Source organism: Streptomyces sp. NBC_00190, from assembly GCF_036203305.1.
Classification (GTDB): domain Bacteria; phylum Actinomycetota; class Actinomycetes; order Streptomycetales; family Streptomycetaceae; genus Streptomyces.
Genome location: NZ_CP108131.1, coordinates 718,817 through 742,133, shown reverse-complemented (window position 1 = coordinate 742,133; position 23,317 = coordinate 718,817). Strand labels below are relative to the sequence as shown.

Here is a 23,317-nt window from a genome sequence, read left to right as displayed (position 1 = left end):
TGCGCGACGGATGGCGGATGACCCCTGGGTGACGGACCGTGAGGATGGTCGTCATGGATCCCGAACTCGAAGCCTTCATCCCGTTCCTCCCGCACTTGGACCTGAACGACCCGGTCACCTCGCGCAAGGAGTTCGCCGCGCGTGCCGCTGCCGCGCCGGCGCCGGACACCTCGCACATGGAGGTCGAGGACCGCACGGTGTCCGCTGATCCGGACGTGGCGGTGCGGGTCTATCGCCCGCGCGGCCACGCACAGAGCGCCGTCGTCTGGCTGCACGGTGGCGGCGGAGTCTTCGGTGACCTGGACACCGAGCATCCCTGGGCCGCCCGGGTGGCGGACCTCTCCGGGGCGGTGGTGATCTCGGTGGGCTACCGCCTGGCGCCCGAGCACCGGTTCCCGGCTGCCCTGGACGACTCGTACGCCGTACTGACCTGGGCGGCCGAGCACGGCGACGAACTCGGCATCGACCCGGCGCGGATCGCGGTCGGCGGTCACAGCGCCGGTGCGAACCTCGCGGCCGCGGTGGCCTTGCGGGCGCGTGACGAGCAGGGGCCGGCGATCCGCTTCCAACTGCTCAACCAGCCCGGACTGGACGACCGGCAGGAGACGTGGTCGGCGCGGAACTTCACCGACACGCCCTGGTTCGATCGCGGCAAGCTCACCACGGCGTGGCGGCACTACCTGGGCTCCCAGCCCGCCACACCGTACGCGGCCGCCGCGCGGGCCACCGACCTGTCCGGCCTGCCACCGGCCTACATCGCCACCGCGGAATTCTGTCCGAACCGCGATGAGGGCATCGCGTACGCGCTGCGCCTGATGCAGGCGGGCGTGTCGGTCGAGCTCCACCAGTGGCCCGGCACCTTCCACGGATCGCAGGCGATCCTCTCGGCCGACGTCTCGCAGCGCCAGATCGCCGAACTCGGCGCCGCCCTGCGCCGCGCGCTGGCGGAGTGAGCCGTGGACACCGAAAGGCACGGGGGAGTTCCCCGTTGCACTCATTGATCACGAAAGGACGGACGTCATGAAGAGACGACTGGTGTTGTGCGCGAGCGCGGCCGCGCTGATCGCTTGTACCGGCACGGTGGCGGCAGCTCCCTCGCCCGACGGGACGAGGGCGGTGCCGGCCGACGGCGACAGCCGACTGAAGTCCGCCCTGGACGGTGTCCACCGCGCGGGGGTGCCGGGGGTGTACGCCGAAGTGCGCGGTGCCGGCCGGACATGGAGCGGCGCTTCCGGGGTCGCCGATGTCAGGACGGGGCGGCCCGTCACGCCCGACATGCGGCAGCGCGTCGGCAGCATCACCAAGACCTTCACCGCCGCCGCCGTCATGCAGCAGGTCGAGCAGGGCCGGATCCGGCTCGACGCGCCGATCGGCGGCTATCTGCCGCGGCTGGTGCCGGGAGAGCGCGGCAGGAAGATCACGGTTCGGATGCTGCTCAACCACACCAGCGGCATCCCCGATTACATCCCCTACGCGTTCCCGTCGCTCCAGGGGTTCCCTTCTCGGCCGGACGCCTCGGCCAAGAGCCTGGACGACAACCGGTTCCGGCAGTTCCGCCCGGCCGAGCTGATCGAGATGGGGCTCACGGCGCCACCCGTCGGCGAACCCGGAGCCCCTGAGGGGGTGTACTCCAACACCAACTACCTGCTCCTCGGCCAACTCCTGGAGCAGGCGACCGGTACGGCGGCCGAGGAGTACATCACCCGGAACGTCATCGAACGCGCTGGGCTCCGGCACACCGGGTTTCCGACCGGGCCGCGCATCGAGGGACCGCACTCGCGGATGTACGAGGCCCTGTACGGCCTGATCGACCCGCCGCGCGACTACAGCGTCTACAACATGTCCTGGACGGGGACGGGGGCCGCCCTGGTGTCGACCATGGACGACCTCAACCGCTTCTACGGCAAGCTGCTCGACGGCAAGATCGTCGACCGGTCGTCGCTGGCGCAGATGCAGCGCACGCTGCCGGTCCGCGCCCTGGACGGATCGACGATCGAGTACGGCCTCGGTCTGCACAAGGTCACCATCCAGGGCTGTGGCACGTTCTGGGGCCACGACGGCACGGTCTGGGGAGCCGGAACGATGTCCCTGACCCGGGCAGACGGCCAGCGTCAGATGTCCGTGGCGATCAACCTCCAGAGGTGGAACGAGCGGGACTCCTCGGGGAAGCCGCAGCACCACCCCATCGACGACGCGCTGTTGGCGCTGTACCGGCAGGCGATGTGCGACAAGGGAGATCCGGCGCGGGCCGAGCACGCCTCGCAGGTCCCGTCGGTCGTCCCGTAGCACCGGGCCAGGACCCGGGGTGCCGAGCCCGTCGCGGGGCGTCCGTCCCACGAGTGAGCGTGGGCACGGAGGCGGCCCCCCGGCGGGACGGTGCCGAACCCCGGGTCCTCCCTGCCGGCGGAGCAGGGAGGACGCCAGATGACGATCTGCCGTCCCCCTTGCCCAGCCACACCTGCCGAGCCCGTATCCCCACCGGAGTTGCATCGAGTGGGGCGTGGCATCACCATCCGATGCGCAATCAACGAGACCATCTACCCATGCCAAGGCTCGCCGCCCGAAACCGCCGACGATCTTGTCCGCCACCGGTCCGTCCTGTGCGCGTCCGGCATCTGCCCCTGCCGCGGACGCCGTACGCGCAGCCGCTGAGCGCGCACACCTCAGCGCCGCCCGCCAGGACTACTCCGGATGAGTAGACATGACACGTCCCGCTCGCTCGCACCGCAGACCCCACACGTGGTCGTCGGTGAGGCCCGCTGGCCCATGGCCCTTGCCGTTGTGGCTGTGATCGTGCTGACGTTGCTGCTGCCCGACGACCTGAGTCCGGCGCAAGGCTGGGTGCTCCCTGCCGTCGAGGGGTTGCTTCTCGTGGCGCTGATCGCAGGCGATCCCGGCCGGATCGACCGCCGCTCCACCGTCCTGCGCGCCGCCTCGATCGCGCTGGTCGGCGTCTTGGCGTTCAGTGCCGTGTGGTCGACGATCAGGCTCGTCGACGACATCATCCACAACGGGAAGGAGACCAGTTCCGCCGACAGCCTGCTGCAGGCGGGCGGGACCGTCTGGGTCATCACCGTTCTCGCTTTCTCCCTGCTGTATTTCGAGCTCGACAGTGGCGGAGCCGCCGCGCGTGCCCACCACGTGCCCCGTATCCCCCAGCTCGCCTTCCCCCAGCACCTCAGCCCCGAGGTGCATTCCCCGCAGTGGCGGCCCCGCTACATCGACTACCTCTACCTCGCGCTCACCAACGCCACCGCCTTCAGCCCCACCGACGTCATGCCCCTGGCACCCTGGGCCAAGATCGCCATGAGCATCCAGGCCCTGGTCTCGCTGCTCGTCCTCGGCCTCGTCATCGCCCGCGCCGTCAACGTCCTTGTCTAGTCCCCCTGTTGGGCGGGCCGGGGCAGTCCGGACGGCTCCGCGGTGGTGCGGGAACCGCCCCTAGCTGACGTCGATCACGTCATCACAGGCCGTCGGCTCCGGGATCGGGGTACGGGAGTCGACGGCCTTCACCCATGCCTCCTCCTGGGAGACGGCGCCGGGCCCGCCGATCCTGTCGGCACCCCACACCCACATCCCGCCCTCCTCGACGCTCTTCCCGATCGCCACCGTGTACCGCTGCCCCGGCTCCAGCACCTGGATCTGCGGCTCGTACGTCGTGAACGATCCGTCGGCCTGCCGCCGGGCGGCCTGTGCGAGCGTGACCACGGCGGGCGGTTCCCCCTTCAGCGCCCGGTCCACCGTGAACTTCGACAGGATCACCCCGCCCTGATCGTCCCCGCGCCCCGGCCCGTTCGCCTTGTACCCGACCCGTTCGGTCACCGTGCCGATGGCTACCTGATGGGCGAAGGTGGCGACGTACTCGGGCCGGGACAGGTCCGGGGAACACAGGGCGTGGACCGTGGCCGGCTCGCCCGACCAATAGGCGTACGCCGACGCCCCGGCCGCGCACAGGGCGGCGACGGACACCACGGCAGCGGTGGTCTTGCGGTTCATCCTCAGCCCCAGAGCTTCTTGTAGTTGTCCTTGTCGACCGGCTGCGGTCCGGTGATCGCCGGGTCGTCGCGCACCTTCGTCCACATCAGTGATGCGATGGCGTCCGACTTGTGGCACAGCCCCAGGGCGTGACCGAGTTCGTGAGCGCCCACAGCACGCTGGAAGTCCCGTGAATGACCGGTCATCTTCTTCCGGTTGAAGCGGATGATGTCGGTCGCCCCGATCCGGTCGTCCCACACGTACTGCGCCACGGCGTCACCGGTGCCGCTGTCGACGTCCCGGAATGCGAGGTCGTTGACCGTGGTGGCACCGTCCGCCATGATCTTGATCTTGCGCCCGGAGTAGGACCAGCTGGAGATCGCCCACTTGCGGGACTCGTCGTAGGTGGTCTCGTCCGTCCACCTGATCTCCCCGTCGTCCACGGCGCTCTTGTGGCGTGTCTCGGTCTCGCCGTTGATGCACGGGGCCGCCGCGCGTGCGGAAGAGGCCATCGCGGGGTGCGGTACGGCCAGGAAGACGACGGCGGCGGTAGCCGCGGCGAGCCCTGACGGGCGGACACGGGGATGGGTCATGGCGCGGCATCGTAGCGTCGGCGGTGATCACTCCGCGCGACACCGCTCGTGTGGGTGATCGGATCGGCGGCGCGGTGTTCGGGAGTCGTCCGTGTGTCCCGAACCGATGACCCCCGGGGGCGGCGGGTTCAGCTGTCGGACGTCGAGGACCAGGAGCTGGAAGCCCTCCCGGTCCACTGACGGGCCTTCAAGGACGATGCAGCCGTCGGCGTCGTAGGCGCCGACGGTGTCCAGCTCGGGGGTGAGCTCGAAGGGGAAGTCGGCCTCGCGCAGGGCGAGCAGGCGTCCGGCGTGCTCGATGACGTGGGTGCCCGCGATGCTGGCGGTCATGTCCGGGCCGTGCTCGGTCATGTAGGGGGCGCCGTCCAGGGCGGGGGTGCGCACCCAGTGGTTGCGGTACCGGCGGTGACGGCTGGGGGAGGGTTGGCCGAGGTGGCGTCAGCCGGTCTGCTCGGCCCGGGCCTTGAGGGCTGCGAGCCAGGCGGTCAGGGAGTCGTGGAGGGCCGGGCCGAGCACCGTGGCGTCGGCGTCGACGGGGGCGCCGCTCCAGGACTCCTCGGTGCGGACGGTGACCTGGCCGCCGGTCTGCTCGAAGGTCCAGACGTGGACGCCCTCGATGCCGGCTGCGGGGCCGCCCCAGACCACGCGCTCGCCGGGGATGATCTCGCGGACGGTGGAGGTGATGTCCAGGCCGTGGGTCTTCCAGTGGAAGGAGCTTCCGGGCAGCAGCGGGCCGTCGAGCTCGGCCTGGTCGACGTCCGCGTTCCAACTCGCCCAGGCGTCGATGTCGGTGTGCAGGGCCCAGACGCGCTCCAGCGGGGCGTCGATCGCGGTGGACAGGCGGACGATGACGGGGGCGGTCTCGTCAATGGTGAACATGGTGTGTGTCCTCTCGGTGGATCTGGCGATGGGGCAGTGGGTGTGGACGGTGGGCGGCGCGAGTACGGCGCCGGGGCTGCGGATGGTGGCGGTGGACTGCACTGCATAGCAATTGTGTGGTTAACCACTCACAAGTGCGCGCCTGAAGAATGGCGGGACATGCGCCCCGCCGAAACGCCCGGCTGCGTGAGTGCAGGCGGGTGTCAGTAGTGCCTGATGCCCGCCGCCAGCGTCCGGGTCCAGGGTGCGTCGACCTCGTCGGCGCCCATGGAGACGATGAGGTGACACAGCATGCCGCGCGCGAAGAACTCCTGGACCTGCTCCTCGGTCCCGCCGGAGGCGCCGCGCACGTACTCCACCAGCCGGGCGTAGCCCTGGCGGACCGCCTCGCGTACGGCCTGCTCGGAGACGGCCGCCGCCTGGGCGTGGAGCTGGATCAGCATCAGGTCGTTGTCGCTGATCAGGCGGGCGTAAGCCTGTCCCATGGCCCCCAGGACCACCTCCGGCGAACTCCCCGTCGCATCGGCCGCGGCCTGCTCCAGGCCGGCTCGCACCTGCACGAAGCAATGCTCGACCACCGCCGTGAACAGCAGTTCCTTGTTCGGGAAGAGACGGTAGACGTACGCCTGGGAGATGCCGGCCGCCTTGGCCACCTCGGTCGTGGTGGTACCCCAGTAGCCGCGGGCGGCGAAGGCGCCGATGGCGGTGCGCAGCACCGTTTCGCGGCGTTCTTCGGCGGTGGACAGCTGGCGGGGGCGTTCCGTCTTCATGTGAGTACTCAATCACTCACACTATTGAGCGTCAACCCACCCATGGCGGAATCCTGTGGGCGGGCGAGGGGCCTGGGCGGTCGACGCTGCGGAGCCGGGCGGGTGCGCGCGCCGCCGGGAGGAGTTCGCGAAGCGGCTGCCCTGCGTCGGGCTGCACCGCCGACTCGGTCTCCGCAAGCCCCAAGTGGCGGGCGTGCGCAGCGGAGTTCTGCGGCAGCAGCTCGACGTCGCGGCGTCGGCGAAACGACGGCGCCGGTCTCCCGGATCAGTCGGTCAGGAGTTTTCTAGTCGTCGGCCGGGAGGCGGGGCTCGCGCCGCATGGCCCACAGCACCGGCCCGCCACCAGGCAGTCGCACCTCTTCGCGCACGGTGAAGCCGAAGTGCTCGTAGACGGGGAGGTTGGACGGTTTGGAGGACTCCAGGTAGACGGGCAGCCCCGCCGCGTCGGCCTTGGCCAGCCCCGAGCGGAGCAGGGCGGCCCCGTGTCCCTGGCCCCGGGCGGCCGGGTCGGCGCCGATCACCGCCAGGTACCAGTGAGGTTCCGTCGGTCCGTGCTCGGCCGCCGCCATGACGGCGTCGCGGAACAGCGGAGCCCGGTCGCCGAGGATGTTCTGGAGCTCCTCGATGGTCTCCGCGTCAGGGACGGCCTTCGCCTGCCCCTCCGGCGGCACCCAGAAGGCGGTCGCCGCGTCGGTGCGCTCGCACACGCCGTGGCGGGCGTACTGCCGGGTGAAGAGTGTGGCGAAGTAACGGCCCAGCCCCGCCTCGCGAGTCGAGTCATCGGGGAAGAACCAGCGCATCATCGGGTCATCGTCGAAGGCGAAGGCCAGGGTGCGGCTGACGAGTTGAGCGTCGGCGGCCGTTGCCTTCGTCACGGTGTTCGTTATCGGCATATAGATCATTCTGCACCCTTGATGATCTTCGACGTCCGGCGGGTGTCCGCTCGCGGGCACGTGAGCGTCACAGGAAGAGCGCGGGACCGTGTGCCGAATCTAGGCTCCGTTCTGTCCGGCGGGGCACAGGGCCGTGTCGACGACACGCTCGAGATGCTTCGTGGCCGCCCCGTCGGTCGGGATGCTCGTCCTCTTCCCTTCACCGACCAGTTGCAGGGCGACCACGGCGGTGAACGCCTCGCTGCTGCTGCCGATCCGCACCTGCCCGTCGGCCGGGACCTTCGAGCCGGTGGCCAGGTCGCCCACCCCTGCGGTGTACGTACGGGCGTGGCCGTCGCGGTCCTTGACGCTCGCCAGCACGGCGGGCAGGCCGTCGGTGTGCACCAGCGCGTTGATGCCCTGCTGGACGGTGTCCGGCCTGGCGGCGGCGAACGCCGCGGGCTGCGCCGCGACCCCCATCGTCATGAGGCCGACAGCCACAGCGGCCGCGGCCTGCACGGCTCTGCGCCGGCCGCGCCGCTGCCGCCTGGAAGAACGAAAGCCGTGCCATGCCCATGCCTGTTCGCGCACGAGTCAACTCCTAAGGAATCAAGGAATCAAGGAATCGCTGAGGAACCGAGGGTGTGTTCCTGCCCCAGCTTGTCCGGATCCGCCCGCCCGGGGCGATCCTGCTACCCGCCCAGCTCCAGGTAGGGCTACCCCTCCGGTGCGCTCAGCCGATGGGCAACGGCAGTGGAGAGGGCCGGCTCATAGAGGACATGAGTTGTCTCCCCCCATGAGGGGGAGACGCCATCCACGCTCGGGGGATCCACAGTTCCACCGCGTCCGGTTGTCTGGAGTCATGAAGCGTGCGACGAAGCTCCTGCTCACTCTCGTCCTGATGACTCTGCTGACAGCCGCCGGGCTGTCCGTCCCGGCTCTGGCACGGCCGTCCGACGGCGACATCCGGGCCCGGATCGAGGCCATCCCCGGAATGCGGGTGCTCGGCGAACGGCCCGCTGCCCCAGGCCAGGTCGTCCTCGACCTCACCTACCGGCAGCCGACCGACCACCGGCACCCCGACCAAGGTTCCTTCGACCAGAGGCTGACCTTGGTGCACAAGTCGACACAGCGCCCCATGGTGCTCCACTCCAGCGGCTACGACCTCGGACCGTCACCGAACCGGCTCACCGAGCCGACCCAGTTGCTGGACGCCAACCAGATCACCACCGAGCAGCGGTTCTTCGGGACGTCCCGGCCTGAAGACCCGGACTGGTCCAAGCTCACCATCGGGCAGGCGGCCGGCGACCATCATCGCCTCATCACGGCCCTCAAGAGGATCTATCGCAGTGCGTGGATCTCCACCGGTGGCAGCAAAGGCGGGATGACGGCCGTCTATCACCGCCGCTTCTATCCGGAAGACGTGGCCGGTACGGTCGCCTACTCCGCCCCGAACAACACGGACGACCGGGACGACACCGCCTTCGACGCCCGCCTCGAAGAGGTCGGCACCGCAGAGTGCCGCGCCGCGATCAAGTCCGCTCAGCGTGAGGCGCTGATACGGCGCGAGGCGATGACGGAGCGGTACGCCCGGTGGGCCGAGGGCGAGAAGAGGACGTTCCGGACCATCGGCAGCGGGGACCGGGCATTCGAACTCGCCGTGCTGCGCCTGCCGATGATGTTCTGGATGCATCAGCCCAAAGGCGGCTGCGCATCCATACCCGCCGCCACAGCCACGGACGACGCCCTCTACGCATGGGTCGCCACGGTGACCCAGCTCCCGGTCTACACCGACCAAACGCTCGATGCGTTCACACCGTACTTCTACCAACTGGGCACCCAACTCGGGTACGCACAGTTCGCCGCCCCTTACCTGGACGGACTGCTGCGCTACCCGGGCATCCAGGAGATCCGCTCCTACGTGCCGAGGGACATCCCCTTGCGTTTCCAGCCTTCTGCGATGGCGGACATCGACCGCTGGGTACGCCACCACGGCAGCTCACTCATGTTCGTCAACGGCGAGAACGACATCGCGCTCGCAGAACACTTCCGTCTGGGCAGCGGCACTTACGACTCCTACCTCTTCAACGTCCCCGACGCCAACCACCACGTTTCCATCACCGGCCTGAGCTCGAACGATGCCGAACAGGCCGCCACCGCACTGCGCCGCTGGGCCGGCCAGACGGGGGCAGAGGTCCGCTGACGACCCCGAAGAGGTGTCAGGGGGGGTGTGACGGCAGCCGCGGCATGACGAGTACAGATGTGGGCGGCGGTCTTCGGGGCCGGAGCGCCGGACTGTGTCCTGTCATCGCATCCAGGTGGGGTGGGCCGCACGGGCGCGCACCACGAAGGGTCGGGAGAAGACGGTGACGGCGACGGAGACCGCGGCCAGAGCGGTGATCGCGGTGCCAGGGGTGAAGTGTTGCGCGACGCCGCCGGCGATCGCGGCTCCGATGCCCTGCCACGTCATGCGGCCGGCGGACTCGACGCCCTGCACCTGGCCCCGGACCGGGTCGGGGGTCGACGCGAGGAGCTGTTCCTGGAGCGGCAGGGTGGCGGCGAACCCGATGCTGGCCACGAACACCGCGGCCGTCACCACCGGTGTGGACGGGTGGGCGGCGAGCAGCAGGTACGGGACGGCCAGCAGCAGCCGCAGCGCGAACGCGCAGCGGCGCCGCTGGTCGGCGGTGAGCAGCCGCCCGACGACAAGGTCTCCGATGAGCATGCCGGCCGATCCGGCGGCCAGGAGGGTGCCGGCGTGGTGTGGGGAGTAGGAGATGAACAGGGCCTCGCACCCGACGAGCAGGCCGTTGGGGACCCACAGGTTCAGCAGCAGCGCCCGCTGGCCGGAGCGGGAGAAGAGCGCGACGTTGGTGGTCCAGGTCTGGCGCAGTCCGGGGCGGCGGGTCAGACGGATCGAGTGTTCCCGGACGGTTGTCGCCACGACCACGAGTGCGAGCCCGGTCAGGGCAGCGGCTATGACGAAGACCCCTTGCGGGCTCAGGCACCGGAGCAGTAGGGCACCGATGGCGTAGCCGAGGATCGCCATGCCGCCCGAGGTGATGTTCATCAGTGAACGTGCGAGCGCGTACGTGGAGGCCGGCGCGACCTCGGCGAGCAGCCCCATCCGTGTTCCGGTCCCGAGAGACTGGAAGAACCCCAGCACCAGGAGCAGACCGAATCGGGCAGCCAGCGGCAGCCCTGGAATCGCCTGGGCGGCGACACCCGCCAGCGAGACGCACTGGAGCGCGACGAGCGTCCGGCGGGGGCGGCCCCCGTCCGCGACCGACATCAGCGTCAGTGCGCCGAGCACCGTCGCGAACGTGGCGCCGTACATGCTGACGGCCGTCAGGAACGGCGACCCCGTCTGGTGGTCGACCAGTATGCCGAGGGCGAAGCCCGACAGGGTGGTCGCGGCGGTGGTCAGAGTGAAGCTGGCATACAGGCCGGCGAACTCGCGGTTGCGGAGCAGGGCGCGGTAGCCGGTGGTGGGCGGCGTGATGGGTGAAGACGTGTCAGATGGCATAAAAAAAGCCTCCGGACACGCCCATGGGGGCGCCGAAGGCCAACGCGATCATTCTAACAGCTGATCGGCACCTCCCTGAATGAACACCTCAGCCACAGGCTCAGCGGAGGGCCTCGACGGGCGTGCCCGGCGCCGGCCACTGGCGACGGGAGGGGACCAGTGCCCGCAGGACCTGGAAGGCGTGGCGGCGCCGCCAGTCGTCCGGGGAGCGGAACTCGGCGATGAACGCGGCCGTGGACCTGCTGATGGAGCCCATGGCCTCGTCCCTCGCGTCCGGATCCAGGAGCCTGTCGCAGTTGAACCAGGCCAGCCCCCGGGCGACCCGGATCCCGTAGCTGGTGAAGAGTTCGTCGTCGCGGGTGAACAAGCGGTCCAGTGAATCGAGCCGACGGCAGTAGCGGGCGGCGATGTGCTCCTGGACCCCGTCGATGGAGGTGGCCAGCAGGTCGTTCATGCGGTGGAAGTCGGCGATGCGGTGGTGGACCTCCCCGCGCGCGACCAGGGCCCGCAGCGCCAGCGGAAGGTCGTACGACATGTGCGCCATCATGGAGAAGAGCACCTCCTCCAGGACATAGGAATGCCGCACGGTCGAGGCGGCGTAGACGTCCCGCCAGGGTTTCGGGATGGTCTCCGGGAGATCGGCGGAGCGGATCTCGCCGCCGGGCCGGGATCGGGCACCGGGGACGAGGCCCAGCCAGGTGTCGATGGCATCCATCGCGGTGAAATAGCCCGCGGCGAGGGAGACGGACAGGTCGGCGACCCAATCGGGCGCCCTGAACGACAGGCCGTTCGTACGCAGGCTCGCGGCGAGGTCGGAGGTGAGCCGGAAGTAGGTGTAGGCGAACACCGCACGATGGTCCCGTTGGGCGTCGTACCTCGTGACGCGGGCGGCGAGCTCCCGGGCCACTCCGGCGACCTTCTCGGCGGCAGCGGCAGCGGCAGCTGCGGCAGCGGCGTCCCCTGTCATGAGACCCGGCGGGCGTTCTCCGTGGCCTTCGCCCAGGTGCAGACGAGTTCCCCCGCCAGGCTCTGCCGGTCGGCTCCCACCCGGTACGTAGCCGTCCATGGGCTCCCCAGCAGCGGCATGTGGTAGACGGACCCCATGCCGGAGGGCTGGATCTCCGCGGGGTAGGTGAACCGCCGCGTCAGGATGCCCGGCACGGGGCCGAACTGCTCGTTCGCCTGCACGGTGACGCCCCTGCCGTCAGGGGCGAGCAGATAGCGCTCCTTCAACAGGTACAGGGTCACGCCGAACTTGGTGAGCCTGACCACGTTGTCGGCCACACCGAAGGCGCCCGCCGACGGGCTGGCGATGATCGTCGACTCCAGCCGGGACGCGCCGGTCAGCCGCTGGGTGACGGCCATCGCGACGACGAGCGCCCGGTTCCGCAGTCCGAGGCCGCGGGTGCCGCGGAAGCGTCGCCACGAGGTGACGCGGAACGTGAACTCCCCCTGCCAGTGCCCGGCCCCCACGTCGAAGTAGTAGATGTGACTGGGAGCGTCTGAGCGGGACGGAGCACTGCCGAGATTGTTCGTCACCCTGTGTAGTCTACTGTTGGCTGCGTGTACGGAATGTAAGCGCGGGGGCGTGTCTCTCGTCCTGAGCGGCGTGCTGGTCGGTGGCGGTCTCGATGAGGAGCAGGGCGATGTCGTCGGCCCGGTAGGCGGAGCCGCGGGCGTTGTGCAGGAGCCGGTCGGCGAGTTCGTCGAGCGAGTCGGCACGGGCGTGGGCCAGGGACGCCCGCAGCCGGTCGATCCCCACGTCGATGTCGGCTGCGGGCTCCTCGACCAGGCCGTCGGTGTAGAGGGCCAGGACGGATCCGGGCGGGACCTCGATCCGGGTTTCGGGATAGGCACTCGCACGCTCCACACCGAGGATCGGGCCGATGCCCAGGTCAAGGACGTCGGTGGTCCCGTCGGGGTGACGGAGCAGGGGTGGGGGGTGGCCGGCGGTGACGGCGTGGGCCTGGTGGCTCCGGGGTTCGAGGTGAATGACGCAGCAACTGGCCAGCAGCCCGGGGTCGAGGTCGATGAGGGTCCGGTTGGCGCCCGCCATCACATCGCCGGGCGCGTGCCCTACGGCCGCGAAGGCTCGTACCGCACTGCGCAGCTGGGCCATGGTGGCCGCGGCGGCGATGCTGTGGCCCTCCACGTCTCCGATGACGAGACAGACCCCGCTGTCGGTGGGGATGACGTCGTACCAGTCGCCGCCGATCTCCATTCCCCTGGTGCCGGGCAGATAGCGCATGACGGTGCGGATACCCGGGAGTACCGGCAGCCGGTGCGGCAGGAGCGCCTGCTGCAGGCCGCGCGCCAGGGTGAACTCCGAGTCGTAGAGCCGAGCTCGTTCCAGAGCCTGGGCTATCAGCCCGGCGAGTGCGGTCAGGACGCCGCGGTCCTTCTCGGTGAACCGGTGGATCTCGTCGAAGCCGAGGATGCAGGTGCCGACGGGGTGACTGGAGGCGATCAGTGGCAGGTACGCCCAGGAGCTGACCCCACCCGTGGGGATGTCCGGATAGTTCCGGGCAAGCTCCTGCTGCGATTCGATGAAGAGCGGAGCGCCGGACGTCAGGGTTTCCGTGCCCGGCAGGTGGGCGTGCAGGGGTACGCCCTCCAGCCAGTCGAGGAACCCCTTGTCGTGCCCGGTGTGGAAGAGCAGGTGCAGCGTTTCCTCGCGCACCACGTAGATGGCCAGCCGCTGGCCTCCGAAGGCCGGCAGGAGCTGGTCGGAGACCACTTCGCAGACTTCGCGGGCGGTGACCGCCTCGGTCAGCGCGCTGCCCAGCTGCAGGACGTGGTACATGACGCCCATGCGTGCCGGGGCGGTTGCGGGTGCTGCCAAGACGGGCGGGGCGGACGGCGTCGAGTCCGGAGGCGCTTGGCCGACGGGCACGACGCGGCCGGTCACCCCGTCCGGTGCGGGGTGGAGGGAGAAGGCGAGGCACCGGTCCGGCGAGGGACAGGCGAGGAAGGACGCCGGCGCCTGGGAGATCATCGCGGACCGGTGCCGGTACTCGATGTCGGGATCGGCCAGCCATGGCAGCGCGTCCCAGAGGCACCGGCCCAGCAGTGCGTCTCTGCGAACGTCCAGCAGGTGCAGGGCGCTGCGGTTGGCGTACGTGACCTGCCCGTCGGGGGCGAGCGAGAACAGTCCGTCTGTCAGACGCTCGATCGCCGAGAGGGCCAGCTGGCCGGCCCGCGCGTCCACGACCGCGCCGACCAGCTGGGCGCGTGCCCGCCCGTCTTCGGCCTCCGGTGTGCGGCCCCACAGCTCGACCGTGCGGTGCTTTCCGCCGCCGTCCGTGTCGACCCGGACGCGCAGGCGGCGTGCTACGGGCTGGCCTTCGGCAGCCGCCGTCCGCGCGTAAGCCCGGAATACGGCGAGGTCGCCGGGGTACAGGAGGGAACCGAGCGTTTCGGCTCGTCCGTCGAATGCGCGGGGGTCAAGCCCGAAGATCGCGCAGCCTTGATCGTCCATGGCCACGGTGCCGGCGGCAAGGTCCCAGTCGAAGAAGCCGACCCGCACGGCCGACGGCGAGGGAGCCGGAACCTCGACGGGGACCGTGTCCGGGTCGCATTCCACAGGATCGCCCGTACGCGCCCGCAAGGCGGCGAGGGAGTCGCCGAGCCGTCTGGCGATGGTCCGCACGCGGCGGCGCTCGGCCTTGGAGAGCCCTTCCCTGCCGGGGGACGCCGCCCACACGATCGCCAGCGTGCCGAAGGCCTCGCCTCCCGCGCTCACCGGAACGGAGCAAGAGCCGAACGCGTACGGCAGAGCCAGCGCGACCTGCGGATACCGGCGCATGGTCTCTTCTGCGTCAGCCAGGTGGACCGTGCGTCCGGCGCTGTACGCCACGGCGACCGGGATGGGGCTGCTGACCGGAATGAGGCGCCAGCCGCCGAGCAGGGAGGGCGGCACCCCGCAGGCAGCGGCGAGGACGACCGACCGGCGGTCGCGGGAACGGAGAAAGACACTCCCGGCGTAGGCACTGGTCCTTTCGACGGCTTCGACAGCAGCTGCGGAGAGCAGGTCCTCACGCTCCGCCGTCTCGCCGAAAGTCATCCCGGGCATGTTTCCAGTGTGCGCAGACTAACGCGGGTCAGCCCGGCCACGGTGGCGACTCAGGGTGATGCGTCGAACGCGCAGGGCGCGCCCCAGCCCTGACCAGGACGTCTTCGGCATGGGCCCTGGCACGGGTGTGGCGCGCCGCGGCTGGGTAGCCGTGGCACGCCACTCCACACCTCGTGGCCGGCAGTTCACCCTCCTCGTGGGTGTGGCTGCCGGTCTGGATCAGCCGCGGTGCTGGTGTCCGCGGCGGCCCCAGGATTCGGAGTCGATGACGTTGCCGCGGTTGTCGCGGAGGGTGGCGGTGTCACGCTCGTCCCACACCTGGTGACGGCGGTCCTGGTAGACGTCGTGACGGGTGTCGCGGCCCTGGCCGGTGTGGACCCTGACGCTGGAGCGGCCGTCGAGGCGGAAGTCGTTGAAGCGGTAGCGGTTGCCGTCGCGGTCGCTGAGGGTGAAGCCGCGCAGGTTGACGCTGTTGCGGCCGGTGTTCTTCACCTCGACCCATTCGCCGTTCAGGGCGCGGTTGGAGCGGTCGTTGCGGCCGGGGCTCTCGTACTGGACGTCGCCGATGACGATCGAGGAGCGGGAGTTGCGGTGGTCGCGCCCGTGGTCGTCGGCGGCGGCCGGCAGAGCCGCCGCGCCGATCAGGCCACCGGCGGCCAGGAGCGCGGCGAGAGCACGGCGGGTGGCGAGAGAAGCAGACATGGAGATGACCCCTTCAACAGACGGCCCGGTCCGGCTTCGTGCGAGCCGGACGAGCTTCGAACGGTTCCCGGCGTCCTGCCGAGGAGCCACACTCTGGCCCCCAACCGCCCCTGAACACGGCTCATTCGGCGCGTGTTGCCCAATCCGGATATGTCCGTAACTCTCCCTTGTAATGGGCAACTGTCAAAGCCGCATTGACACGGATAACGCGGCAATTCGGCGCAAGCCGGTGGGAGGCCTGCGAACCGCGTATCCGGCAACGGAGATCACACCGCCGAAGGCTCCCCTCGTCCCTGCGCCGAACGGGTTCAGGGCCCTGTAACAGCCGGCGCTCGCATTCCTTCGCAGGGAGATGCGGAATCGATTCTGGTGTGCGAGGCGTGGTGTGCTGAGACGGCTCTCGTGCCGGTTGTGGTCCGCCCGTCCCGCGCCGGAGACGAAGCGGGCCTCATGGGCGCGGTGCAACCGGGGTCCGGCCGCGTCGGCGGGCGGGGGAAGCGCGGACGGGCGGGGCCGCGTGCCCGGGTGGTGGCCGGGGCCGCGCCAAGTCCAGCGAGGTACGCCAAGTTCTCTGCGGCAGCCGGTCCGCGCGCTGCTCCTGTGGATCCGGGCCGCCCTGTCAGAACGAATGCCAGTGGTACTTCCCGCCGCCGACCCATCGGACCTCGCCCGGGTTGTCCAGGTCGTGGATCGTGATGCCGCAGGCGGCGGCGGTCACGATCACGTCCGTCATGGACCTGGCGGTGCCGACGATCTCGCCATCGATCTCCACGATGCGGAACGGCGGGTCACCAGGCTGTACGCCGAGTACGGTGACCCGCGCCGAGGAGATGTAGGGACTCGCGCTTTCGGTCATGCGGAGATCGCTTCCACGTCACGGCCTGCCGTAATCGCGGTCAGCCGCCGACGCACGTCGCCGTGCCGCGCATGGGCCCTCGTCGTCCTGCGGCGCCCGGTGAGGCCAAGGGATCGGCTGACGCTCGCCGAGCGCATGGAGCGTGGACAGGGCCGTGCGGCGGATCCGGTGGTCGCCCCGGCGGGGGTGTGCTGCTCGTGCCGCGTTGCCGCTCGGTCCCGCGGGGGGTGACGATGGTGGCCTGTGGCTCGTCCGACGGAGAAAAGGGAGCCGGCCCCGTGCTCGAACGCAAGCTTCGCAAGGATTCCATCGCGGTGACCTTCGCCTTGCCCGCGGACGTTCCCGCAGGCCCGGTGAGCGTCGTGGGGGACTTCAACGGCTGGACCCCGGGCGCGCACCCGCTCAAGGACCGCAAGGGCGGCCTGCGGGCCGTGACCGTGAACCTGCCTTCCGGGCAGCGGCACGCGTTCCGCTATCTGGCAGCGGGGGGCCACTGGTTCGACGACGACACGGCTGACGCGCACGACGGCCGCAACGGCCACATCCACACCTGAACCTCCGCCTTCCTCCGGCGCAGCGCCGGGAGTGAGGAGACGCAATGCCGCATCCGTCACGGCCATGGCCACGATTCGGGTGGGCGCAAGGCCGCATGGGGTGGCGATCACCCCGGACGGGCTGCTCGCCTATGTGAAGTCGTCGTGGTCGACACCGACACCAAAGCGCCGGTCGACGGCCACCCGGTCATCGCGGGCTGTGCCGGCTTCGACGCGGCACTTACCCCGGACGGGCGACACGCCTTCGTGACCAGCAGTGTGCTCGGCGAGCCGGGCGAGGTGTGGGTATTCGACACCGCCGTCAGGAAGGCTCGCCGTGTACTCATGGACGAGGCGGCATGAGGGATGGCCATCACGCCAGATGGCCGCCATGCCTGGATCTCCCAGGGCAGACAGTCGAAATCGGTGATCGTGATCCCCACTTCGCCGGTCCTGAGCGCGCTCACGCCGCCCTGATCCGCCGAACCCGGCGTGTCCGGCCCCCCAGCCGCCGTACAGCGGACGTCCGGCCGGACGGGCTACACGGCTTGCGACTTGAACCGCCAGATGGCGTGTTCCAATCCGCCGGGTTCGTGGCCGAGAACGGCCGCGGTCGACTCGTACACCGCTCGCAGCTGCTCGTACCCGAGGTCCGGGACACCGGCGTCCGCCGCAAAAGCGCGGAGATGTACGTCCACGGCGACCTGCGACCTGCCGACGAGGTTCCCGATGTAGTCCAGGCTCTTCGGCCCGACCCCCTTCACCGCGCGCAGGGCGGCGCGGTTAGCTCGGTGGCCGAGCCACGCGTGGAGGTCGTCACGGGTGTCGACCTCTCGCGCAGCCAGCAGAGCGGTGATGGCGTGCGCTGTCGCGACCCTCAGGGGGCTGTTGAAGTTCATGGCTACGGAAAGGTCTTCCGTGGAGAGTCGTGCCTGGAAGCCGCGGACCGTGGCGGCGTCGGGCCATGCCGACTGGAGTTGGAGAAGCCGGGGCCGGATCGTTGACTCGTACTTGCGGCGCGCCTGGAAGCTGGTGTCGCAGATGACGGCGCCCATGTGGCTCCAGCCGCCGGGCGGGAGGAACGGCCCGTCGCCAAGGACGGTTTGAACGTAGGTCGCGAGCCGCAGTTCGGGGCTGGGTGTGGTCATGGACCGATGATGGTGGGCCGGCAGGCCGCCGAGCCTCTGTATGGGGAAATCGGAACGAGGCCAGGTGCCCCTAACCGTGTCCCCAAGGCCTGGCTCCCGCCGGGTCGAGGGCATCCGCTCGGGCGCGCAGGTCCTCGGCGATGTCGTCCCAGGACGGGCCGTGTGCTTCGAGGTTGAGGGCCGCCTCCCGCATCATCGCCGGATCGTGGGGCCGCTGGAGCAGGATCAGCCGGTAGGCGAGGTTCCGTACCCACACGGGCAGGAGACCGTCGATCAGGTTCGGGCACAGCTCACGCAACATGGCCAGGATCGCCTCGGAGTCGGCGAAGGTCAGCTCTTCCGCGAAGCGCGTCCAGTGGTGCTCGCGGGCCTCGCACTCGGGCGTAGGGCCGTACTCGTCGCCCCAGACGCACCGGGCGTGCTCTGTGAGGGTGGTGTGCATGTGGCGAACGTTACGCGGAGTGTCCATCGGGCGTGGCCGCGATCGCCGCCCCGGCGCGGAAAGCCTTCCGGAGGAACTCGGCGGACTCGGCGGGATGTGTGGTCAGGCCGGTGTGCCCGCCGGGGAAGTGCAGGAGTTCCGTGCCGAGCCGCTCCGCCAGACAGGCCGCTGCACGGTAGGGCAGCTCGCCTCGTGCGTCCTGGCCGCAGGCGAGCACGAGCCGGTCCGACAGCGTCTCCAGCCGGTGGATGTCCGGGACGTACGACATGAAGGCGGGCACGATGCGCCCGACGAAATACGGCAGGTCGGCGATCGTCCGCTCGGCCCGGGCAGCGGCCTGTGGTGGAAGCCTGACCTCGGCCTTCGGCTCGGTGGTGTCGCCGTCCTTCCTCAGACCCGCAGCGAACAGGACAATCGCCGGCATGAGCCCCTCCGAGTGGAACGTTGCCTGTACGCGCGCGATCAGCGCGCGATGTTCCGAGGCATCCGGCAGGACCTCCACCACCGGCGGCTCGTGCGCCACGATGCGTTCGATGCGTTCAGGGCGGGTGGTGAGCAGGTGCAGGGCGGCGATCGCGCCCGAACTGGCGCCGAACACCCGGGCGGGCTCACCGGGTGACAGCAGTTCCAGCATCCGGAAGGCGTCATCCGCGTGTTCGGCCACCCTCTGCTCGGCCTCGGGGTCGTCCAGGGTGCTCCGGGACATGCCGCGCGGGTCGTAGGTCGCGACGGTGTACTCGGCGGCCAGGTCGCCGATGATGCCGTCGAAGGAGGCCGCGCCGCCCGTCCCTCCGGGGATGAGCAGCAGGAGCGGGCCCTGACCGCGTACTTCGTAGTGCAGGTTCGCGCCGTTCACGCGCAGGCTGCCGATGGTCGGGTCGATCACGAGTCGTCACCCTCTCGGGACGGGGGCCAGTGCTCCAGGAGGGTGTGCAGGGCGTCGAGGGCGCGGATCCAGGACTGCTGCGGCGAGCGCTCGTGCGCGAATCCGCCCGCGGCCTCCAGGGCGACGAAGCCGTGGAACGTGCTGCGCAACAGCCGGACCGCGTCGGTCAGGTCCGGCTCCGCCAGTCCGTAGGCGCGCAGCATGCCGTAGGTCAGCTCGACCGCGCGTCGCGGTCCGGTCGCCTTCGCGGCCAGCTCGGGGTCGATCCGGATCGAGGTCTGCGTCGCCATGTAGCGGCCCGGATGCTCGTGGGCGTACTCCCGCCACGCGTCGGCGAACGCGACCAGTGCGTCCCTGCCCGCCAGCCCGGCGGTCGCCTCCGCGATACGGATGGTCTTCTCGTCCGCCGCCAGCAGCGCGATCCGTCCGCGCAGATCCTCCAGGCTGCGCACGTGCGTGTAGAGGCTCGCGTCCTTCACGCCGAACCGTCGCGCCACCTGCGACATGGTCACCTGGTCGAGCCCGACCTCGTCCGCCAACTCGGCTCCCGCGATCGTCACCCGCTCCGCCGTCAGCCCTGCCCGCGCCATGCGTCCTCCCCTGATCCATCCTAGGGGTCCTAGTTTTAACCTAGAACCCCTAGGAACGCAAGGCGTGCAGCAGCAGCGCAGTACCGCGTGCTCGTCGGCGCTTGCAGCAGTTTTCGCTCCCGGGCTATCTGCACCGGCCTCGCACTGCTTGAATGGCCGCCGCCAACTACCCCTCACATCAAGCCACTTGTGGCAACGAGCCTAGGAAACCTCCATGCCTGCGCGCGTCAACCCCCCACCGCGGCGCTCCCTCCCGGTCCTGCGCCCCGCCGCACTGCTCGCCATGCTTGCTTCCGTCATCGTCTTCTTCTCCGGCGCCCCGCAGGCCCGCGCGGCGCCGTCCTGCGCCGTCCTGTCCTCCGGGGCCGCTCCGCAGGCCAACTCGGCGGTGAACGCCGCCTGCGGCTTGATCGGCACGCCGTACTCCTGGGGCGGCGGCCACGGCGGGCAGCCGGGCCCCACGTACGGGATCTGCGATCCGTCCAACGGCGCCCCGAATGACTGCAATGTCCGGGGCCTGGACTGTTCCGGAATGGTCCGTTACGCGTACTACCTCGCCGTGGGCGCCGACGTCATCAACGGAGTGACCCGGACCCAGTGGACCTCCTCCCGGGCGGTCGCCAGGTTCTACCGCAGCAACGGCACCGCACCGCTGCTCCCCGGCGATCTGGTCTTCTTCGGGAACGCGCCCTCGACCATCCATCACGTGGCGATGTACCTGGGTCAGGGCTACATCGCCGAGGCGCCGTACTCCGGCGGCCACGTGCAGGTGTCCGCGCTCTCGTCGCACGGTGACTACTACGGAGCCATCCGCCTCTACGGCCCGGGAGGGGGTTCCTCCGATCCGCCCGGCGGCAGCCGGTACTGGGTGGACACGTTCGTGAACGCCCCGGTCTACGGTTCGCCGACGAGTACGTCGGGCACGGGAACGCTGTACGCGGGGACCAACTATGTGTTCTGCAAGGCGTGGGGGCGTGAGATCCGCAGCGGGAGCGACTTCAACCACTGGTGGCTGAAGACCGATCCGGACGTCGGCCCGGCCCGGCAGTGGGTGTCCGCGTACTACCTGTCCAGGTGGGGCAACGACGTCGCCAAGGACAACAACGGCACCGTCATCCCCGACTGCTGAACCACGTGGCCGGCAACACCGGCCACGCCCCGAGGGGCATCGATCGCAACACGATGCCCCTCGGCGCTCGTCCCGGGGCATCGTCTTGCCGGACGAGGAGGCCGGGTCAGGGTTCGCGGTCCATGACTCGACGGGCCGCTTCGGCCTCTGCCGCGGGTGGTGACAGTTCATCGAGCGTGTCGAGCTCGGAGTCCGACTCCAGCTCCTGCTCCCAAGCGGCCGCGAGGCGTTCCTGCTCGCCCGACGGTCTGCTCGTGACGGCCTCCCGATGGTCCGGTTCCAAAGCTGCGAGGAAACGTCTGACCGCATCCGTCGGCATGCCGTACTCCTTCTCGCCTGGGTGAGGGGCGGCAGCAACTGCGATGCCGCGCCCGGCCCAGGATGGCGAACCAGGCCGACGCCGGCAGCCCGACACGGCGCGCCGCCACCCGAATGCCTGCGCCGACCCGTCACGGGACAGGATCGTCGTCCTGCCGGCACGATGACCGCCTGCTGCCGAGGCCGGACGGTACGACCTCAGCCAGTGGGCCTGACCCGCGGGCCCTGAGTGCTCCGCGTCCGGCGCCTGACCGATAGCCTGGTGGCGGCCAAGATCAAGTCAGGGCCGAAGTGGCCGAGTTCTCGCAGGACATGCACCACCCCGCTGTCCCACCCCGCCGTGCCACCCCACTGTGCCGGCCCGCTGTCAGCGGGCCGGCACAGTGGCGACCGGCGCCCGCCTGAAGACCGAACATCAGAAAGAGGTCAAAGATGACCAACCTCGCCCTCAACCTGGCCCGCACCGCCGCGGCGAACCCCGACGGCACCGCGATCCAGTTGGACGGCCTGGCGCTCGACTACCGGTCGCTGGACGAACGCAGTGCGCGCGTCGCCGGCTGGCTGGCCGCCCAGGGCGTCGGGCCCGGCGACCGAGTGGCGATCCTGCTGCCGAACATCCCGCACTTCGCGGTCGCCTACTACGGCATCCTGCGAGCCGGCGCGGTCGCCGTCCCGATGAATCCGCTGCTGAAGTCCGCCGAGATCGGCTACGGCGCCGGCGACTGCGGCGCCCGGCTGATCCTGGCCTGGGGGCCGGCGCTGGCCGAGGCCGGTGCCGCGGCGGCGGAACTGGGCATCGATTGCGTCGACGTGACCGCGGAGGACTTCGGCGCCGCGTTGGCCGCCACCGTGCCGTGTACCGAGGTCGTGGACCGGGACACCGACGACCTCGCCGTGCTGCTCTACACGTCCGGCACCACCGGCCGGCCCAAGGGTGCCCGGCTCACCCACGGCAACCTGGGCAGCAACACCGCCACCGTGGCACGCATGCTGAAGATGTCGGCTTCGGACACGGTCTTCGGCGGCCTGCCCTTCTTCCACGTCTTCGGCCAGACCTGCGGTCTGAACGCGGCGGTGCTCACCGGCGCCCGCGTCACCCTGCTGCCGCGGTTCGACGCGGCGAAGGCGCTCGAGATCCTCTCCCGCGACCACGTCACGGTGATGGAGGGCGTGCCCACCATGTTCCTGGGCCTGCTCGCCGCCGCCGACGCGAACGGCTCGACCGGTCTCACGGGCGACAGCAGCGCCCTGCGGCTGTGCGTGACGGGCGGCTCGGCGATGCCCGTGGAGGTGCTGCACCGCTTCGAGTCGGCGTTCGCGTGCCCGGTCGTCGAGGGCTACGGCCTGTCCGAGACCGCCCCGGTGGTCACGTTCGGTTCGCTCGACGGCCTCCGCAAGCCCGGTTCGATCGGCACCCCGATCGACGGTGTGCGGGTACGCCTGATCGACGAGGAGGCCAAGGACGTCGCCGAGGGCGAGGTCGGCGAGATCGCCGTGCAGGGGCCGAACGTCATGCCCGGCTACTGGAACCGCCCGGAGGCCGACGAGGCCGCGTTCGCCGACGGCTGGTTCCGCACCGGCGACCTGGCCCGGCTCGACGAGGACGGCTTCTACTTCATCGTCGACCGCAAGAAGGACCTCGTCATCCGCGGTGGATACAACGTCTACCCGCGCGAGATCGAAGAGGTCTTCTACGAGCACCCGGCCGTCGCCGAAGCCGCCGTCGTGGGGGTCCCGCACGAGGTGCACGGGGAGGAGGTCGCCGCCGTCGTCACGCTGAAGCCGGGTGTAGAGGTCACCGCGGACGATCTCCGCGAGTTCGTCAAGGCCCGTGTGGCCCCGTACAAGTACCCCAGGGTCGTCCAGCTGGTGCCGGGCCTGCCGAAGGGCCCGACGGGAAAGATCCTCAAGCGTGAGATCACGATCCAGAACTGACGGGCCGCCACACCGGGTGACGCCCGGGCAGGGCCGCCCGGTGGAGCGGAGGCGGCGCGGACGGCCGGGGGATCCGCCAGGCCGTCCGCAT

General features: G+C 70.2%; 24 protein-coding genes and 2 pseudogenes. 8 read left to right on the top strand and 18 right to left on the bottom strand.

All coding sequences use genetic code 11. The features are described 5' to 3' along the window. Positions 1–53: 53 nt before the first annotated feature. The 3 genes from OG429_RS03900 to OG429_RS03890 all read left to right on the top strand — a co-directional run bounded on the left by OG429_RS03900 (position 54) and on the right by OG429_RS03890 (position 3,381). A complete protein-coding gene (locus tag OG429_RS03900) occupies positions 54–953 on the top strand; it encodes an alpha/beta hydrolase (RefSeq protein WP_328923857.1) in 900 nt (299 codons plus the stop codon). Between the two features lie 67 nt (positions 954–1,020). After that, positions 1,021–2,286 (top strand): serine hydrolase domain-containing protein, encoded by a 1,266-nt coding sequence (locus OG429_RS03895; RefSeq protein ID WP_328923856.1) that lies wholly within the window; start codon positions 1,021–1,023, stop codon positions 2,284–2,286. Between the two features lie 405 nt (positions 2,287–2,691). Continuing rightward, the gene (locus OG429_RS03890) at positions 2,692–3,381 is read left to right on the top strand and encodes a hypothetical protein (RefSeq protein WP_328923855.1); all 690 of its coding nucleotides are present in this window, start codon (positions 2,692–2,694) and stop codon (positions 3,379–3,381) included. Between the two features lie 60 nt (positions 3,382–3,441). On the opposite strand, the gene OG429_RS03885 is transcribed toward OG429_RS03890, so the two are convergent. From OG429_RS03885 to OG429_RS03855, 7 genes and pseudogenes are all read right to left on the bottom strand, one after another. Then, positions 3,442–3,996, bottom strand: a complete 555-nt coding sequence (locus OG429_RS03885; protein WP_328923854.1) for a hypothetical protein — start codon at positions 3,994–3,996, stop codon at positions 3,442–3,444. Between the two features lie 2 nt (positions 3,997–3,998). Then, positions 3,999–4,568: a matrixin family metalloprotease gene (locus OG429_RS03880; protein ID WP_328923853.1), complete on the bottom strand. Its 570-nt coding sequence runs from the start codon at positions 4,566–4,568 to the stop codon at positions 3,999–4,001. Positions 4,569–4,595: 27 nt separating this feature from the next. Beyond that, a pseudogene (locus OG429_RS03875) lies at positions 4,596–4,955 on the bottom strand (carotenoid oxygenase family protein); the annotation flags it as partial. Positions 4,956–5,006: 51 nt separating this feature from the next. Continuing rightward, positions 5,007–5,549: an SRPBCC family protein gene (locus OG429_RS03870; RefSeq protein ID WP_328923852.1), complete on the bottom strand. Its 543-nt coding sequence runs from the start codon at positions 5,547–5,549 to the stop codon at positions 5,007–5,009. Positions 5,550–5,650: 101 nt separating this feature from the next. Continuing rightward, the gene (locus OG429_RS03865; RefSeq protein WP_328923851.1) at positions 5,651–6,217 is read right to left on the bottom strand and encodes a TetR/AcrR family transcriptional regulator; all 567 of its coding nucleotides are present in this window, start codon (positions 6,215–6,217) and stop codon (positions 5,651–5,653) included. Positions 6,218–6,501: 284 nt separating this feature from the next. Further along, the gene (locus OG429_RS03860) at positions 6,502–7,110 is read right to left on the bottom strand and encodes a GNAT family N-acetyltransferase (protein ID WP_328923850.1); all 609 of its coding nucleotides are present in this window, start codon (positions 7,108–7,110) and stop codon (positions 6,502–6,504) included. Between the two features lie 192 nt (positions 7,111–7,302). Next, a pseudogene (locus tag OG429_RS03855) lies at positions 7,303–7,575 on the bottom strand (serine hydrolase); the annotation flags it as partial. A gap of 376 nt (positions 7,576–7,951) precedes the next feature. Between OG429_RS03855 and OG429_RS03850 the strand changes: the two are divergent. Next, positions 7,952–9,292 (top strand): S28 family serine protease, encoded by a 1,341-nt coding sequence (locus OG429_RS03850; protein WP_328923849.1) that lies wholly within the window; start codon positions 7,952–7,954, stop codon positions 9,290–9,292. 102 nt (positions 9,293–9,394) lie between these two features. On the opposite strand, the gene OG429_RS03845 is transcribed toward OG429_RS03850, so the two are convergent. The 6 genes from OG429_RS03845 to OG429_RS03820 all read right to left on the bottom strand — a co-directional run bounded on the left by OG429_RS03845 (position 9,395) and on the right by OG429_RS03820 (position 16,245). After that, positions 9,395–10,615: an MFS transporter gene (locus OG429_RS03845; protein WP_328923848.1), complete on the bottom strand. Its 1,221-nt coding sequence runs from the start codon at positions 10,613–10,615 to the stop codon at positions 9,395–9,397. Between the two features lie 100 nt (positions 10,616–10,715). Beyond that, a complete protein-coding gene (locus OG429_RS03840; RefSeq protein WP_328923847.1) occupies positions 10,716–11,582 on the bottom strand; it encodes a DUF5995 family protein in 867 nt (288 codons plus the stop codon). Beyond that, the gene (locus OG429_RS03835; protein ID WP_328923846.1) at positions 11,579–12,154 is read right to left on the bottom strand and encodes a hypothetical protein; all 576 of its coding nucleotides are present in this window, start codon (positions 12,152–12,154) and stop codon (positions 11,579–11,581) included. Before OG429_RS03835 ends, OG429_RS03840 begins: the two co-directional genes overlap by 4 nt. Positions 12,155–12,164: 10 nt before the next feature. Next, on the bottom strand, positions 12,165–14,687 hold the full coding sequence (locus OG429_RS03830) for a SpoIIE family protein phosphatase (protein WP_328923845.1): 2,523 nt from the start codon (positions 14,685–14,687) through the stop codon (positions 12,165–12,167). 219 nt (positions 14,688–14,906) lie between these two features. Beyond that, entirely contained in the window at positions 14,907–15,389 is a 483-nt protein-coding gene (locus OG429_RS03825) for a lamin tail domain-containing protein (protein WP_328923844.1), read from the bottom strand. Between the two features lie 619 nt (positions 15,390–16,008). Continuing rightward, positions 16,009–16,245 carry a hypothetical protein gene (locus OG429_RS03820; protein WP_328923843.1) on the bottom strand — a complete coding sequence of 79 codons (237 nt, stop codon included), beginning with the start codon at positions 16,243–16,245 and terminating at the stop codon, positions 16,009–16,011. A gap of 278 nt (positions 16,246–16,523) precedes the next feature. Here OG429_RS03820 and OG429_RS03815 point away from each other — a divergent pair, with 278 nt between their 5' ends. Then, positions 16,524–16,799 (top strand): isoamylase early set domain-containing protein, encoded by a 276-nt coding sequence (locus tag OG429_RS03815; RefSeq protein WP_328923842.1) that lies wholly within the window; start codon positions 16,524–16,526, stop codon positions 16,797–16,799. Positions 16,800–16,943: 144 nt separating this feature from the next. Further along, positions 16,944–17,141: a hypothetical protein gene (locus OG429_RS03810; protein WP_328923841.1), complete on the top strand. Its 198-nt coding sequence runs from the start codon at positions 16,944–16,946 to the stop codon at positions 17,139–17,141. 176 nt (positions 17,142–17,317) lie between these two features. Here OG429_RS03810 and OG429_RS03805 read toward each other — a convergent pair whose 3' ends face one another. The 4 genes from OG429_RS03805 to OG429_RS03790 form a co-directional block, all read right to left on the bottom strand. After that, entirely contained in the window at positions 17,318–17,926 is a 609-nt protein-coding gene (locus tag OG429_RS03805; protein WP_328923840.1) for a hypothetical protein, read from the bottom strand. A gap of 70 nt (positions 17,927–17,996) precedes the next feature. Continuing rightward, complete coding sequence (locus OG429_RS03800; RefSeq protein ID WP_328923839.1) at positions 17,997–18,368, bottom strand: hypothetical protein; 372 nt, start codon at positions 18,366–18,368, stop codon at positions 17,997–17,999. Between the two features lie 10 nt (positions 18,369–18,378). Further along, positions 18,379–19,254: an alpha/beta fold hydrolase gene (locus tag OG429_RS03795; protein ID WP_328923838.1), complete on the bottom strand. Its 876-nt coding sequence runs from the start codon at positions 19,252–19,254 to the stop codon at positions 18,379–18,381. Then, a complete protein-coding gene (locus tag OG429_RS03790; RefSeq protein ID WP_328923837.1) occupies positions 19,251–19,844 on the bottom strand; it encodes a TetR/AcrR family transcriptional regulator in 594 nt (197 codons plus the stop codon). The genes OG429_RS03795 and OG429_RS03790 overlap by 4 nt, the downstream gene beginning before the upstream one ends. Positions 19,845–20,058: 214 nt before the next feature. Here OG429_RS03790 and OG429_RS03785 point away from each other — a divergent pair, with 214 nt between their 5' ends. Continuing rightward, positions 20,059–20,973: a C40 family peptidase gene (locus tag OG429_RS03785; RefSeq protein WP_328923836.1), complete on the top strand. Its 915-nt coding sequence runs from the start codon at positions 20,059–20,061 to the stop codon at positions 20,971–20,973. 106 nt (positions 20,974–21,079) lie between these two features. Here the strand turns inward: OG429_RS03785 and OG429_RS03780 are convergent, their stop codons facing one another. Further along, positions 21,080–21,292 carry a hypothetical protein gene (locus OG429_RS03780; protein WP_328923835.1) on the bottom strand — a complete coding sequence of 71 codons (213 nt, stop codon included), beginning with the start codon at positions 21,290–21,292 and terminating at the stop codon, positions 21,080–21,082. 431 nt (positions 21,293–21,723) lie between these two features. Between OG429_RS03780 and OG429_RS03775 the strand changes: the two genes are divergently transcribed. Then, entirely contained in the window at positions 21,724–23,226 is a 1,503-nt protein-coding gene (locus OG429_RS03775) for a long-chain-fatty-acid--CoA ligase (RefSeq protein WP_328923834.1), read from the top strand. The last annotated feature ends 91 nt before the right edge of the window (positions 23,227–23,317 follow it).